General features: G+C 33.5%; 13 protein-coding genes. 8 read left to right on the top strand and 5 right to left on the bottom strand.

From position 1 onward, the window contains the following. A partial coding sequence (locus PHC28_RS07530; protein WP_300098013.1) for a hypothetical protein occupies nucleotides 1–804 on the bottom strand: 804 nt, incomplete at its 3' end. Between the two features lie 102 nt (nucleotides 805–906). On the opposite strand from PHC28_RS07530, the gene PHC28_RS07525 reads away from it, so the two are divergent. From PHC28_RS07525 to PHC28_RS07495, 7 genes are all read left to right on the top strand, one after another. Then, on the top strand, nucleotides 907–1,497 hold the full coding sequence (locus tag PHC28_RS07525; protein ID WP_300098010.1) for a thymidine kinase: 591 nt from the start codon (nucleotides 907–909) through the stop codon (nucleotides 1,495–1,497). Nucleotides 1,498–1,500: 3 nt separating this feature from the next. Beyond that, a complete protein-coding gene (locus PHC28_RS07520; protein ID WP_300098007.1) occupies nucleotides 1,501–2,232 on the top strand; it encodes a DUF2625 family protein in 732 nt (243 codons plus the stop codon). A gap of 211 nt (nucleotides 2,233–2,443) precedes the next feature. After that, nucleotides 2,444–4,885: a bifunctional UDP-N-acetylmuramoyl-tripeptide:D-alanyl-D-alanine ligase/alanine racemase gene (locus PHC28_RS07515; RefSeq protein ID WP_300098003.1), complete on the top strand. Its 2,442-nt coding sequence runs from the start codon at nucleotides 2,444–2,446 to the stop codon at nucleotides 4,883–4,885. Between the two features lie 51 nt (nucleotides 4,886–4,936). After that, a complete protein-coding gene (gene mscL, locus PHC28_RS07510; RefSeq protein WP_300097999.1) occupies nucleotides 4,937–5,320 on the top strand; it encodes a large conductance mechanosensitive channel protein MscL in 384 nt (127 codons plus the stop codon). A 165-nt stretch (nucleotides 5,321–5,485) separates the two neighbouring features. After that, nucleotides 5,486–6,475 (top strand): aspartate-semialdehyde dehydrogenase, encoded by a 990-nt coding sequence (locus PHC28_RS07505; protein ID WP_300097995.1) that lies wholly within the window; start codon nucleotides 5,486–5,488, stop codon nucleotides 6,473–6,475. Nucleotides 6,476–6,567: 92 nt separating this feature from the next. Further along, complete coding sequence (locus PHC28_RS07500) at nucleotides 6,568–6,918, top strand: hypothetical protein (protein WP_300097992.1); 351 nt, start codon at nucleotides 6,568–6,570, stop codon at nucleotides 6,916–6,918. A gap of 84 nt (nucleotides 6,919–7,002) precedes the next feature. Continuing rightward, a complete protein-coding gene (locus tag PHC28_RS07495) occupies nucleotides 7,003–9,210 on the top strand; it encodes a TonB-dependent receptor (RefSeq protein WP_300097989.1) in 2,208 nt (735 codons plus the stop codon). A gap of 182 nt (nucleotides 9,211–9,392) precedes the next feature. Here the strand turns inward: PHC28_RS07495 and mtgA are convergent, their stop codons facing one another. Then, entirely contained in the window at nucleotides 9,393–10,145 is a 753-nt protein-coding gene (mtgA, locus tag PHC28_RS07490; protein WP_300097983.1) for a monofunctional biosynthetic peptidoglycan transglycosylase, read from the bottom strand. 127 nt (nucleotides 10,146–10,272) lie between these two features. Between mtgA and PHC28_RS07485 the strand changes: the two genes are divergently transcribed. Continuing rightward, a complete protein-coding gene (locus PHC28_RS07485; protein ID WP_300097977.1) occupies nucleotides 10,273–12,174 on the top strand; it encodes a S9 family peptidase in 1,902 nt (633 codons plus the stop codon). Nucleotides 12,175–12,246: 72 nt separating this feature from the next. Here the strand turns inward: PHC28_RS07485 and accC are convergent, their stop codons facing one another. The 3 genes from accC to PHC28_RS07470 form a co-directional block, all read right to left on the bottom strand. Next, entirely contained in the window at nucleotides 12,247–13,593 is a 1,347-nt protein-coding gene (accC, locus tag PHC28_RS07480) for an acetyl-CoA carboxylase biotin carboxylase subunit (RefSeq protein ID WP_300097970.1), read from the bottom strand. Nucleotides 13,594–13,685: 92 nt separating this feature from the next. Continuing rightward, complete coding sequence (accB, locus tag PHC28_RS07475; protein WP_300097965.1) at nucleotides 13,686–14,159, bottom strand: acetyl-CoA carboxylase biotin carboxyl carrier protein; 474 nt, start codon at nucleotides 14,157–14,159, stop codon at nucleotides 13,686–13,688. A 17-nt stretch (nucleotides 14,160–14,176) separates the two neighbouring features. Next, nucleotides 14,177–14,703, bottom strand: a 527-nt coding sequence (locus PHC28_RS07470; RefSeq protein WP_300097959.1) for a 3-oxoacyl-[acyl-carrier-protein] synthase III C-terminal domain-containing protein, incomplete at its 5' end; no start/stop codon positions are given.

The following is a 14,703-nucleotide window of genomic DNA, read 5'->3' as shown; positions in this document are numbered from 1 at the left end:
TTCATCAAAACTATCATAGGTGATTAACTGGTTTAAAACCCGGTTAAAATCTTCGTCACTGTTTCCAAAAAGGTGTTTCACGAAGGCAATTCTATCATTTAAATCGATGTTAATTCCTTTTGAAAGCTTATCGTTCAAAGAAATTGATTTTGGCTCAATATCTTCTGTGCTTTCTCCCATAAAATTTTCAGGCTCTTGCTCTTGAAAGTCAGCAACTTTAGGTACATTAACATTGGTTTCAGAAGATAATTCTTCACTTTGATCTACTTTTACAAAAGTCGTTTCTCTATAATCTCCACCCAATAAATCAAAGAAAGAAATTTGAGCCTCTTCTTTTTCTTTTGGAGTTTCCACTTCATTTTCATCATTGTCGTCGTCTAATTCAAATGCGGGGCGAAATTCATTATTAATAAATTCTTCATCAGAAGTTTCGTTTATTGTGTCTTCTTCCAATTCTTCTTCGATTTCATCTTCTAAAACTTCTTCGATTTCGTCAACAACAATTTCTTCTTCAATGACTTCATCCGCAACAATTTCTTCGACAACAATTTCTTCCTTAACTTTCTTTGGTGCAGACGCAGACAAATGATTTTCTTCGAAAAACTGTTTCATTTTTTCTACAATTTCGGCTTGACCAATGGTTGGTTTCACTCCCTCAAAATGTTCCTCAACAAATTGCAAAATAGCCAATTTTTCATACAGCCTTCTTGTTTCAATACATAATTGATTGATGTCAGATTTGTTTTTAATTTGCAATACCCTGTGTGCGATGCTCATTAAGTCGGCTTCCAATTTTTTCTTCATAACTTTTGAAATTATAGTGAGTAAGGTCTATCTTTTTTAATAAATTTGTTTTCGTTACAAAGTAATAAAAACTATTCATTTTAAGCGCAAGAAAAATACAAAATGTTTCTCGAAAACACAGTAAATCATAAAGAACAATTTGGTTGGATCGAAGTAATTTGCGGTTCAATGTTCTCGGGCAAAACCGAGGAACTCATTCGCAGACTTAAACGAGCACAATTTGCCAAACAAAAAGTAGAAATTTTCAAACCCACCATCGACACGCGTTATCACGATGAAATGGTCGTGTCGCACGATGCCAATGAAATTCGCTCTACACCAGTTCCCGCCGCAGCCAATATTGCGATTTTGGCGCAAGGTTGTGACGTAGTTGGTATTGACGAAGCTCAGTTTTTTGATGACGAAATCGTAAAAATTTGCAATGATTTGGCCAACCAAGGCATTCGCGTTATTGTTGCCGGATTAGACATGGATTTCAAAGGCAATCCTTTTGGACCAATGCCAGCGTTAATGGCAACAGCCGAATATGTTACCAAAGTACACGCTGTTTGTACACGTACCGGAAATTTAGCCAATTACAGCTTTAGAAAACCCGATAATGACAAACTCGTTATGCTTGGCGAAACCGAAGAATATGAACCCTTGAGTCGCGCCGCATATTTTTATGCGATGAAAAAAGACGAAGAAAAATAGTCAATGAAAACTGCAATACTTTATTTCTTAATGCTAATTCCTTTTTTTTCTATAGGACAAAACAGAAAGTCTTTATCAGAATTAACAAATACTTCAGATCCAGCTTGGATATTTGTTAAAGATTGGATAAAAAACGCAGAAGTTAAAGTTGTTGTTTTACCAAAAGACAAAATTAGAGCAGATAAAGAAATCGAAAGAGCTCAAGTTACTACACATTCCCCAATGGGAGCGGTTATATATGAAACAGGAGGCATTATAATAGAAGATGGAATAATACGAATATTAGGCTCAGGAAACATAAAACTCAATCGTGGTATGATGGAATGGAATAGAGATAAATCTTTTACAAAAGATGAGAACCCTAAATTTCTATTAATTGCTGACGATATTTTTGGTGGTTTTTTTGCTATCAATGGAGGTTTTCTTTCATCGGACAATCTAGGGAAAGTATTTTATTTATCCCCAGACACTTTGAAATGGGAAAATCTCGATTTGAGTTATTCAGATTTTTTACTTTTCTGTTTTTCAAAGAAAATAAATGAGTTTTATTCCAATTTTAAATGGAAAACATTTGATAAAGATTTCACAAAAACTGATTTTGACAAATCATTCAGTTTCTATCCATATTTGTTTACCAAAGAAGGAAAAGAAATTGATAAAGTGACTAAAAAACTTGTTCCTGTTTTTGAATTATGGACAATGTATAATGATTTTGAAAACCAATTTTCAAAATAATAACAAAGAATATATTTACCTTTTCAAAAAACAAATCATTTTAAAAAGAATTGTTAGAAAAAAGCTAATTTTCACTCCTTGTAAGCATTTATTCTGTATTTTTATACATACAAAAAATCAGCACTGGCAACCGTTTTTTAAATAAAAAAACTCCTAAATTTCAGTAATGACACCAACATAATTTTTAATTTCAACACAAAAAGTTAGACCCTTGACTTTATCTATCCAGAACATCGAAAAAATTCTTCATGCCAAAAGGTTTGGAGATAATAACGGCACAATTGATAATGTATCCATTGACAGCCGTTCTTTGCAAAACAATGAAAAAACATTGTTTTTTGCCTTAGTTGGACCCAATAACGATGCCCATACTTACATTTCAGCTTTAATCGAAAAAGGTATTCAAAACTTTGTAGTCACACACATTCCTGAAAAATTATCCAACAAAGCGACTTTTTTAGTTGTCGAAAACACCTTGGAAGCTTTGCAACAATTTGCAGCTCATCATCGAAGTCTTTTTAAATTTCCAGTTTTCGGATTGACAGGAAGTAACGGTAAAACTATTGTCAAAGAATGGTTAAACTTCCTTTTAAATCCTGATTTCAATATTATTCGAAGTCCCAAAAGCTACAATTCACAAGTTGGAGTTCCATTATCGGTGATTTCGATTAACGATAAGCACAATTTGGGAATTTTTGAGGCAGGAATTTCGAAAATGAACGAGATGGAAAAATTGGAAGTAATCATTCGTCCAACCATTGGAATCATCACTAATATCGGTTCGGCTCACGATGAAGGGTTTGAAGATTTGGAGAAAAAAATCAAAGAAAAACTAAAACTTTTCAAACATTCGAAACTAATCATTTATCAAAAAAACAAGATTGTTGACACACTTTTAGAATCTAAAATAAAATCGTTTTCTTGGAGTTATAGCGATGAAACTGCCGATGTATTTGTTGTAAAAAAAGCAATCGACGACAAAACAATTCTACAAATTAGATACGGCAAAGATCATTTTGATATACAAATCCCTTTTCAAGATGAAGCTTCGGTAGAAAATGCCGTTACTTGTTTGATGGTTTTGTTGAGTTTTAAATATGATAAAACAACGATTCAAAACCGAATGCAATGGCTTTATCCTGTGGAAATGCGGTTGAAAGTCAAAAATGGAATCAATAACACCACATTGATTGATGATAGTTACAGTTCCGATTTTCAGTCATTGAAAATTGCCTTGGATTTTCTGGAAAGTCAAAAACAATACAAAAATAAAACGCTAATTCTTTCGGATATTTTTCAAAGTGGTTTGTCAAATGAAGAATTGTATTCGAAAGTTTCACAATTGATAACTTCTAATAAAATCAATAGAGTTATTGGTATTGGCGAGACCATTTCGACATTCAAACACAAGTTTACCAACTGTGTCACTTTTAAAAATACAGCCGACTTTTTTCTGAATTTCAACTATTTAAATTTTGTCAACGAAACCATTTTGATAAAAGGAGCGAGACATTTTCAATTTGAAGAAATAGTCGCTGCATTAGAAGAGAAAACCCACGAGACCGTTTTGGAAATCAACTTAAATTCCATTAGCCACAACCTGAGTTTTTATAAATCAAAACTAAAACCTACTACCAAAATGATGGTAATGGTAAAAGCTTTTGGCTATGGAAGTGGTGGATTTGAAATTGCCAAATTGCTCGAACATCATAAGGTAGATTATTTGGGTGTAGCTTTTGCCGATGAAGGAATTTCGTTAAAGAATGCTGGAATTATGTTGCCAATAATGGTTTTAAATCCAGAAACAACCAGTTTTTCGTCTATCATACAATATAAATTAGAACCTGAAATTTATAGTTTAAAAGGCTTAAATGCTTTCCTAAAAATTGCCGAAAAACGAAAACTGAAACACTTCCCTATTCATATCAAACTCGACACAGGAATGCACCGTTTGGGTTTCGAAGAAGAAAATTTAGATGAATTAATTGCAACTTTAAAAGGAAACAAATTCGTGACCCTAAAAAGTATTTTATCGCATATGGCCACAAGCGATGCTATAGAACATCAAGATTTTGCAAATTCTCAACTCAATTTGTTTGAAAAATTGTCATCAAAATTGATAGCTGAATTGCAAATAAAACCTATTCGTCATATACTGAACACTTCAGGAATTAGTAATTTTCCGCAAGCGCAGTACGATATGGTTCGCCTAGGAATTGGACTTTATGGTGTTTCTAATGATGATGAAGAACAGAAATATTTAGAAAACGTGGGGACTTTAAAATCTATAATTTCACAAATCAGATCCATTCAAACAGGAGAAAGTGTAGGTTATGGACGACGATTTATTGCCGAGAAACCAACAAAAATCGCCACAATTCCAATTGGTTATGCTGACGGAATTTCGAGACATTGGGGAAATGGAGTTGGTTTTGTAACGATTAACAATCAAAAAGCAACCATTATTGGTAGTATTTGTATGGATATGTTAATGGTTGACGTGACAGAAATCAATTGCAAAGAGGGTGATTCTGTGATTATTTTTGGCGAAAGTCCAAGCGTTTCTTTTATGGCAAATCAATTGCAAACCATTCCGTATGAAATTCTTACTAGCATTTCCCAAAGAGTAAAACGTGTTTTTTATCGAGAATAAAAAATAATTTATATATTCGTAATTAGTATTAACGAAAAATTAAAAAAAATTATGGGAATGATTTCAGAATTTAAAGCCTTTGCGATGAAAGGCAATGTCGTAGATCTTGCAATTGGGGTTATCATAGGTGGTGCTTTTGGCAAAATTGTCAGCTCATTAATAGAAGATGTCATTACACCTCTTTTATTAAAACCAGCATTATCAGCAGCTAATTTATCTAAGATCGAAGAACTCACTGTTTTGGGTGGAGTAAAATACGGAATGTTTCTATCAGCTGTAATTAATTTCATTATTATTGCTTTTGTTCTATTTATGATTATCAAAGGAATTAATGCTTCAAAAAAGAAAGAAGAAGTTACCACTCCTGCTCCAGCACCTGCCGGACCAACTCAAGAAGAATTGCTTATACAAATCAGAGATTTGTTAAAAAAATAAATTTCCGCTACATTATATATTCTAACTAAACCACGTATAACAGCGTGGTTCTTTTATTTGTTATAAATATAACATTTTGTTATTTTTTGTGAATGCGCTTGTTTTGAATTAGATATTACTTACTTTTGTATCTCAAATTAAGAAATAAAATTTAAAATAGATAATATGAAACTTGCAGTTGTAGGAGCCACTGGAATGGTTGGCGAAATAATGTTAAAAGTAATTGAAGAAACCAATTTTCCTTACACCGAATTGATTCTTGTAGCTTCTGAAAAATCAGTTGGAAAAGTAATCGAATTCAAAGGTCAAAAACACACAGTAGTAGGATTACAAACTGCTGTCGATATGAAACCTGAAATTGCTGTATTTTCAGCTGGAGGCCAAACTTCATTAGATTGGGCACCAAAATTTGCAGCAGCAGGAACTACAGTTATTGATAATTCTTCCGCTTGGAGAATGGATCCAACCAAAAAATTGATTGTTCCTGAAATCAATGCTTCAGAATTGACCAAAGAAGATAAAATCATAGCCAATCCAAACTGTTCGACTATTCAAATGGTTCTGGCTTTAGCACCATTACATAAAAAATACAATATCAAACGCGTTGTTGTTTCTACTTATCAATCTATTACTGGAACTGGTGTAAAAGCAGTGCAACAATTCGAAAACGAATGTGCAGGAATTGAGGGAGATATGGTTTATAAATATAAAATCAACAGAAACTGTATTCCACAATGCGATAGTTTTGAAGCCAATGGTTACACCAAAGAAGAAATGAAATTATCTAATGAAACCAAAAAAATACTTGGCGACAACAGTATTGCGGTAACTGCAACAGCAGTTCGTGTGCCAGTTGTTGGTGGTCATAGCGAAGCAGTAAATGTGGAATTCAGCAATGATTTTGATGTAAACGAAATAAGAACTATTTTGAGTCAAACTGACGGAATTGTAGTTCAGGACAATTTAGACACTTTTACCTATCCGATGCCTAGATATGCCGAAGGGAAAAATGATGTTTTTGTAGGTAGAATTCGTCGTGATGAAAGCCAACCAAACACATTGAATATGTGGATTGTAGCAGACAATTTAAGAAAAGGAGCTGCAACAAACACGATTCAAATTGCACAATATTTAGTAGCACATAATTTGGTGTAAAACCTATTTCGCCTAATTTTCAAAAATCCGATTGACTTTAAATAGTGTTAAAGTAGTCGGATTTTTCATTTCAAATTCTATCTTTGCACCCAATGAAAAAGAAATTTGCCCTATTAAATTATTTCTTGATGATTGCAGTGTTGTTTTCGATACTGTTTCAATCGGTGCATAGTTATGAGCATTTGGCAAAACAACTTTCCGAAAAAAATTGCCACCACACCTACAATTCAAGCAAAGAAATTACGCATCAACACCACAATTTTGATCATTGTTTTGTTTGTAATTTTACTTTAAGTAGTTTTGTTACTTCGAAAATTTCTCAATTTGAATTCAAAAAAATAAACATTCCTTCTGGATATACTTTTTTCAAATCCAGAGCAATTACCCAATTCTTCAAAGGAAGCCTTTTTGCGCTTCGAGCGCCACCTAGTTTTATTGTTTAAATAATATAGTTTTTTAAAAGACCTAACAGGTTTTAAAAACCTGTTAGGTCTAGACTTAAATTTTCAACAATAAAATCATTTCAAATGAAAAAAATTATAATTGCCCTATTTATAGGATTCTCAGCTATACTAAACGCTCAAAACATCATTTCCGGAAAAATAACTGATACCAAAAACCAAGCTATAATTGGAGTTTCTATTTATGCTCCAGAATTACACAAAGGAACATCGACTGACGAAAATGGAAATTATACCTTAACCAATATTCCAAACGGAAAAGTCAAATTGACATTTGAGTTTATAGGATTTACAACTCAAAATAAAATTATAAATGTCCAACAAAAAGAAACGTCACTAAATATTATCCTTGACGAAAAGGCTTTTCAAATGGACGAAGTGATTGTTTCAACAGCTTTTAATAAAATACAATCGCAAAATGTGATGAAAGTGGAGCACGAAAGTATTAAAGAATTGCAACAAAAAGGAACAGCAACTTTAATCGAAGGACTAGCGACTATTCCTGGAGTTTCACAAATTTCGACTGGAACTTCTATCGGAAAACCTGTAATCCGTGGGTTGAGCGGTAATCGAGTTTTAGTGTATTCTCAAGGTGTTCGAGTAGAAAATCAACAATTTGGAGATGAACACGGTTTGGGTTTAAATGATGCTGGAGTCGAAAGTGTTGAAGTGATTAAAGGCCCAGCCTCGCTACTTTATGGTTCGGATGCTTTGGGAGGTGTTTTGTATTTTAATCCAGAAAAATTCGCTGATGCCAATACTTTCAATGCCAATTTCAGTCAAAAATTATTTTCGAATACTTTAGGAAGTAATTCGTCTTTGGGATTAAAAACCTCGACAGAAAATTGGAAGTTTTTAGCTAGAGGAACTTACAACACACATTCTGATTATAAAATTCCTGATGGAAACCGTGTTACTAATACACGATATAACGAAACGGATTTCAAAACTGGAATTGGTTACAGCAATTCGAAATTCTCAAGCGTTTTTAGATATAATTTCAATAAACTAGCTTTAGGAATACCAGAAAATGGAATAGCGGAACAAACTACCAGCAAAAAACCGGAATTTCCAAGTCAGGCTATTGATAATCATTTGCTTAGTTTAAACAATATCTTTTTCTTCAAAAACTCAAAATTAGATTTTGATTTGGGTTATATTGACAATGACCGAAGCGAATTAGCAGAAGGAAATATTGCCGTTTTGCATATGAAACTAAAAACCTTCAATTACGACGCAAAATATCATTTACCCAAATTCGGGAAATTTGAATCTATAATAGGAATTCAAGGAATGAGCCAAACCAATAAAAATTCGGGTGAAGAATATTTAATTCCTGATGCAACAACTGATGATTTTGGAGTTTTTGGAACTGGTAATTATGAATGGAAAACGAATGTAATTCAAGCAGGAATTCGTTTTGATAATCGAAAAATTACAAGTGAAAGTCACGGAATTTCTGGAGAGGAAGGCTCTTTTGAAGCGCTCAATAAATCATTCAACAGTTTTAATGCCTCTTTAGGTTACAAAACTAATTTGGCAAAAGATTTTATTTTAAGAGCCAACTTGGCTTCTGGATTTAGAGCACCAAACTTAGCCGAATTGACTTCAAACGGTGTTCACGAAGGAACGAATCGTTATGAAGTAGGAAATCCTAATTTGAAAACAGAACAAAATGTGCAAACCGACTTAAATTTAGAATATAAAAATAGCCATTTTGAGTTTTTTGCCAACGGATTCTATAATAGTGTAAACAATTATATTTATGCTTCGCCAGCAGGAACCCAAATTAACAGTAACGATGTATATGATTATGTTCAAAATAATGCCAATCTATATGGTGGCGAAATTGGATTGCATTTTCATCCACATCCATTAGATTGGTTGCACTTTGAAACCAGTTTTGAAACCGTTACTGGCAAAAAACAAAATGGAGATTACTTGCCCTTAATTCCTGCAAATAATTGGAATAACACCCTAAGAAGTGAATTCAAAATCAATAATTGGCTTGAAAACGGCTTTGCTACGTTAAATGTTTCAACAACTTTCAATCAAAATAATGTGAGTGGTTTTGAAACAAAATCAAATGGTTATACTTTGCTAAATCTAGGTTTTGGTGGAAAACTAAAATTAGGAAAAACTGCCTTTGACATTAATTTAAACGGTAATAATTTACTAAACAAAAGCTATATTGCTCATCTTTCTCGTTTGAAAACTGATGGAATTCTTAATATAGGAAGAAACATTGTTTTGGGATTGAATTTTAATATTTAGAAGAAATTCTTAAACCGTAAATTCGCAAATTGTTTTTTTACGTCAACCAACTGGTCAAAATTTTAACACAAATCTCATAAAGAAGGCACAAAGACTTACAAAGTGTCTTTTGCTATATTAAAAAATATGTGAGAATCTGTGTAATCTGTGGCTAAAAAAATTTGTGAATTTGCGGTATTTTTTTAATACTCAATCTTACCAATATGTCCCATTATTCGAACAATTTTGGACTTTCGTCCGTTGATATAAGAAGAAGAGCTTGTCGCGGAATATTTCCTTGGGTTTGGTAAAATTGCTGCGATTCCAGCGGCTTGAATTTTCGTCAGATTTGAAGCATCTTTTCTGTACCAATGTTCTGCGGCAGCTTGAGCTCCATAAACTCCGTCACCCATTTCGATGCTGTTTAAATAAACTTCCATAATTCGTTCTTTACCCCAAACTAATTCTATCAAAACGGTGAAATAAGCTTCCAATCCTTTACGTAAATAACTTCTTCCTTGCCACAAGAATACATTTTTAGCGGTTTGTTGTGAAATTGTACTTCCCCCTTTTATTCTTCTTCCTCTTTCATTGTTTTTATAGGCTTTTTGCATCGCTCTAAAATCGAAACCATTATGGCTAAGAAAAGTACCGTCTTCACTGGCAATTACTGCTTTTTGCAAATTGATTGAAATGTTTTCTATCGGTTCCCAATCGTGGCTAAAATAAAATTCCTTTCCAGCTGATTTATTCTCAATTACTCGAATAACCATCAAAGGCGTGAATGGTACTGGCACAAACTTAAAAAGTACCACAAAAAAGATGGACAACCCGAAAAACCAAAGAACGGCCTTGAATAAAAAACGAGTTAGCTTCCCCTTGAAACCAACTGATTCCTTTATTGCTGGTTGTTTCTTTTTTGCAGCTGATTTTTTTGATGTAATTTTCGTTGCCATTCTATTAAATCTGATAATTTTTACGAATTAAAAATAATAATTTATTCTTCAAAATTAACCATAAAACAACAGTTAGTAAAACATTTAGAATTTGTATTTTTAAAAAATAATAAATCTCCCTATTCTAATGAAAAAAATAGCCTTTATAATATTGATAATGACAAACTTAAGTACACTAGCGCAAAACACAATGTCACCAGAATTGCTCTGGAAATTAGGAAGAGTAACTGTTTTAGGAATTTCTAAAGACCAGAAAAATGTAATTTATAAAGTCAATTTTCCTTCTATTGAAGATAATAAATCGAATTCCAAGTTTTATTCTTTACCTATAAACGGAGGAACACCAACAGAAATGACCTCGACCAAAGATTTGTTGAATGACAAAAACACTTCCCCTGATGGCAAATATATTGTTTATGATGAAGAGGTAAAAATTGACAAAGTTCACGGAAAAGATTTTTATCCAGAATTGGAAAAATCGAATGTTCAAATCTATAACGGATTAGATTATCGTCATTGGGACAAATGGAATGAAGGTAAATTCAATCATATTTTTTATAAAGAAAACAAAGAAGGTTCGGTTGGAATCGACATTTTGAAAGGAGAAAATTTCGACAGTCCACAAAAACCTTTTGGCGGAGATGAAGATTATATTTGGTCGCTAGACAGCAAAAGCATTTTATATGTTTGCAAGAAAAAATCGGGAACATCTTATGCAACTAGCACCAATACAGATATTTATGAATACAATTTAGAAACAGGAAAAACCATTAATAGAACCGAAGGCAACTTGGGTTATGACACTAATCCTGCATTTTCCCCAACAGGAAATTTGACTTGGTTGCAAATGAAACGCGACGGTTATGAATCAGATAAAAACGATATTATTGTCAATTTCAAAGGAATGAATATCAATTTGACGGCAAATTGGGATGGAACAGTTGAAAGTTTTCTTTGGAGTGCCGATGGCAAAAAAGTATATTTTCAAGCACCAATTGACGGAACAATCCAGTTATTCGAGGTAGATTTCCCAGGTTTAACCAAGAAATTACCGCAAGTAATTCAATTGACTAATGGCGATTTTGATGTTGCTGGATTAGTAAGTCTTTCAGGAGACAATATCATTCTTACTCGAACAGATATGAACCATGCATCTGAAATTTTTTCTTACAATCTAAAGAAAAAAACTTGGCTTCAATTATCTAATGTAAATACAACAACCTACAATTCATTAGCGTTAAGTAAAACCGAAAGAAGATATGTTACCACAACCGATGGCAAGAAAATGTTGGTTTGGGTTATTCTTCCTCCAAATTTTGATGCTTCAAAAAAATATCCAACATTGCTTTATTGTCAAGGTGGACCGCAATCTCCATTAACACAATTTTATTCTTTTCGTTGGAATTTTCAATTAATGGCGGCCAATGGCTACATTGTTGTAGCACCAAATCGTCGCGGAATGCAAGGTCACGGAGTAGAATGGAATGAGCAAATTAGTAAAGATTGGGGAGGTCAAGTTATGAATGATTACCTTTCAGCGATTGATGATGTAGCCAAAGAAAAATATGTTGACAAATCCCGATTAGGCTGTATCGGCGCAAGTTATGGAGGCTATTCTGTTTATTATTTAGCAGGAATTCATAACAATAGATTCAAAACTTTCATTGCCCACGATGGTGTTTTCAATACACAAAGTATGTTTGGTACCACCGAAGAAGTTTTCTTTAACAACTGGGATTTTGGTGGAGCTTATTGGGAAAAAGACAATGCTGTTGCACAAAAAGCCTATACAACATTTAATCCTGCCAGCCGAGTAGAAAAATGGAATACTCCCATATTAATTATTCAAGGCGGCATCGATTTCAGAGTTCCAATAGGACAAGGGCAAGAAGCGTTTCAAGCGGCTCAATTACGAGGAATAAAAAGTAGATTTATTTATTTTCCTGAAGAAAATCACTGGGTTTTAAAACCTCAAAATGCACTGGTTTGGCAAAGAGAATTTTTCAAATGGTTGAAAGAAACCTTATAATATTTTCAACATTCACTAAACAAAAAATCCCAACTTCGCAGTTGGGATTTTTTTATATTATAAATCTAGTTTTTATTCTGGGTCATTCATTTTAAAAGTTTCCATAAAAGCGGTGGTATAATCTCCTGCAATATAACGTGGATCATCCATTAATTGTCTGTGAAAAGGAATAGTTGTTTTGATTCCTTCAATTACAAATTCATCCAAAGCTCTTCTCATTTTGCTAATGGCTTCTTCACGAGTTTGAGCCGTCGTGATCAATTTTGCAATCATAGAATCATAATTTGGCGGAATCGTGTAACCTGAATATACGTGAGTATCTAAACGAACTCCGTGACCACCTGGCATATGAAGTGTAGTTATTTTTCCAGGTGAAGGTCTAAAATCATTATAAGGATCTTCGGCATTGATACGACATTCGATAGCGTGCAATTGTGGTAAATAATTTTTACCCGAAATTGGAATTCCTGCAGCAACCATAATTTGTTCCCGAATTAAATCGTAATCAATTACTTGTTCTGTAATTGGATGTTCTACTTGAATACGGGTATTCATTTCCATAAAGTAGAAATTGCGGTGTTTGTCAACCAAAAATTCTACTGTTCCTGCACCTTCATATTTAATATATTCGGCTGCTTTTACTGCTGCAGCTCCCATTTTTTTACGTAATTCATCTGTCATGAATGGCGAAGGAGTTTCTTCGGTCAATTTTTGATGACGACGTTGCACAGAGCAGTCTCTTTCAGAAAGATGACAGGCTTTACCGTAAGCATCACCTACAATTTGAATTTCGATATGACGAGGTTCTTCAATAAGTTTCTCTAAATACATTCCATCATTTCCAAAAGCTGCAGCTGATTCTTGTCGTGCACCTTCCCATGCTTTTAATAAATCTTCTTCTTTCCAAACGGCTCGCATTCCTTTTCCTCCACCTCCAGCAGTTGCTTTTAGCATTACGGGATAGCCCATTTTTTTAGAAAGTTTTTGTGCCTGATCGAATGATTCTAAAAGTCCTTCAGAACCAGGAACACAAGGAACCCCAGCGGCTTTCATCGTGGCTTTTGCCGAAGCTTTATCGCCCATTCTATCAATCATTTCAGGAGAAGCTCCAATAAATTTGATGTTATGCTCTTGACATATTTTTGAAAATTTTGAATTCTCAGAAAGAAATCCATATCCTGGATGAATTGCATCTGAATTTGTTATTTCAGCAGCTGCAATTATATTTGACATTTTTAAATAGGACAAGTTGCTTGGTGGTGGCCCAATGCAAACAGCTTCATCGGCAAACTTAACGTGTAAACTTTCAGCATCTGCGGTAGAATAAACAGCCACGGTTTTGATGCCCATTTCTTTGCATGTTCTAATAATGCGAAGTGCAATTTCTCCCCTATTTGCAATTAATATTTTTTTAAACATCTTTTTTTAAATTAAAAATTAAAAATTACGAATTAAGAATTAAAAAGATCTTCTTATGAGATTTTAATTCTTAATTTTTAATTCCTAATTGATTATGATGGATCTACTAAAAACAAAGGTTGGTCATATTCTACTGGCGACATATCGTCAACTAAAATTTTAACGATTTTTCCAGAAACTTCTGATTCAATTTCGTTAAATAATTTCATTGCTTCGATTACGCAAAGTACATCTCCTTTAGCAATTGTGCTGCCTACCTCAACAAACATAGGTTTGTCTGGCGATGGTTTTCTGTAGAAAGTTCCAATAATAGGAGATTTTATGGTAATGTAATTTGAATTTTCAACAGCTGGTGCTGGAGTTGAAGCTGCTGGAGCAATTTGCTGAGGAACTACTACTTGTTGAACCGGTTGAGCTGGCATTTGTTGAACATAAGTAGTTTCGGATACATTCCCTTCTAATGTTGTTCTAATGGTAATTTTCACATCATCCATTTCCAATTTAACTTCTGCAACTCCTGAATTTGCTACAAATTTGATTAGATTTTGAATCTCTTTTAAATCCATAATTATTTAGTTTAAATTTATTTTTTATCGTATGCCCATGTTAAGTAAATGGATCCCCAAGTGAATCCACCGCCAAAAGCTGCCAAAATAATTGCATCTCCTTTTTTGAATAAATGTTCAAAATCATTAAGTACTAATGCTATGGTTGCTGATGTTGTATTTCCGTATTTTTCAATATTCATTAGAACTTTGGAATCATCTAAATTCATCCTATTTGCCGTAGCATCAATAATACGTTTATTTGCTTGGTGAGGAACTAACCAATTTACATCTTCATTGGTCAAATTATTTCTTTTCATTATTAGTTCACTCGAGTCGGCCATATTAGTTACGGCGTACTTGAAAACGGTTTTCCCGTCTTGAATAATCTTGTGTTTATTGTCATGAATTGTTTGGATAGAAGTTGGGAGAAGCGAACCTCCTGCCTCAATTTTCAAAAAGTCACGACCAATGCCATCACTTCGCAAATATTCATCTTGCAATCCAAGCCCTTCATAATTGGGTTCAAAAAATGCTGCGCCTGCCCCATCTCCAAAAATTATAC

It is taken from the genome of Flavobacterium sp. (genome assembly GCF_028712645.1).
Classification (GTDB): domain Bacteria; phylum Bacteroidota; class Bacteroidia; order Flavobacteriales; family Flavobacteriaceae; genus Flavobacterium.
This window is presented reverse-complemented; position numbering and strand designations above follow the sequence as displayed.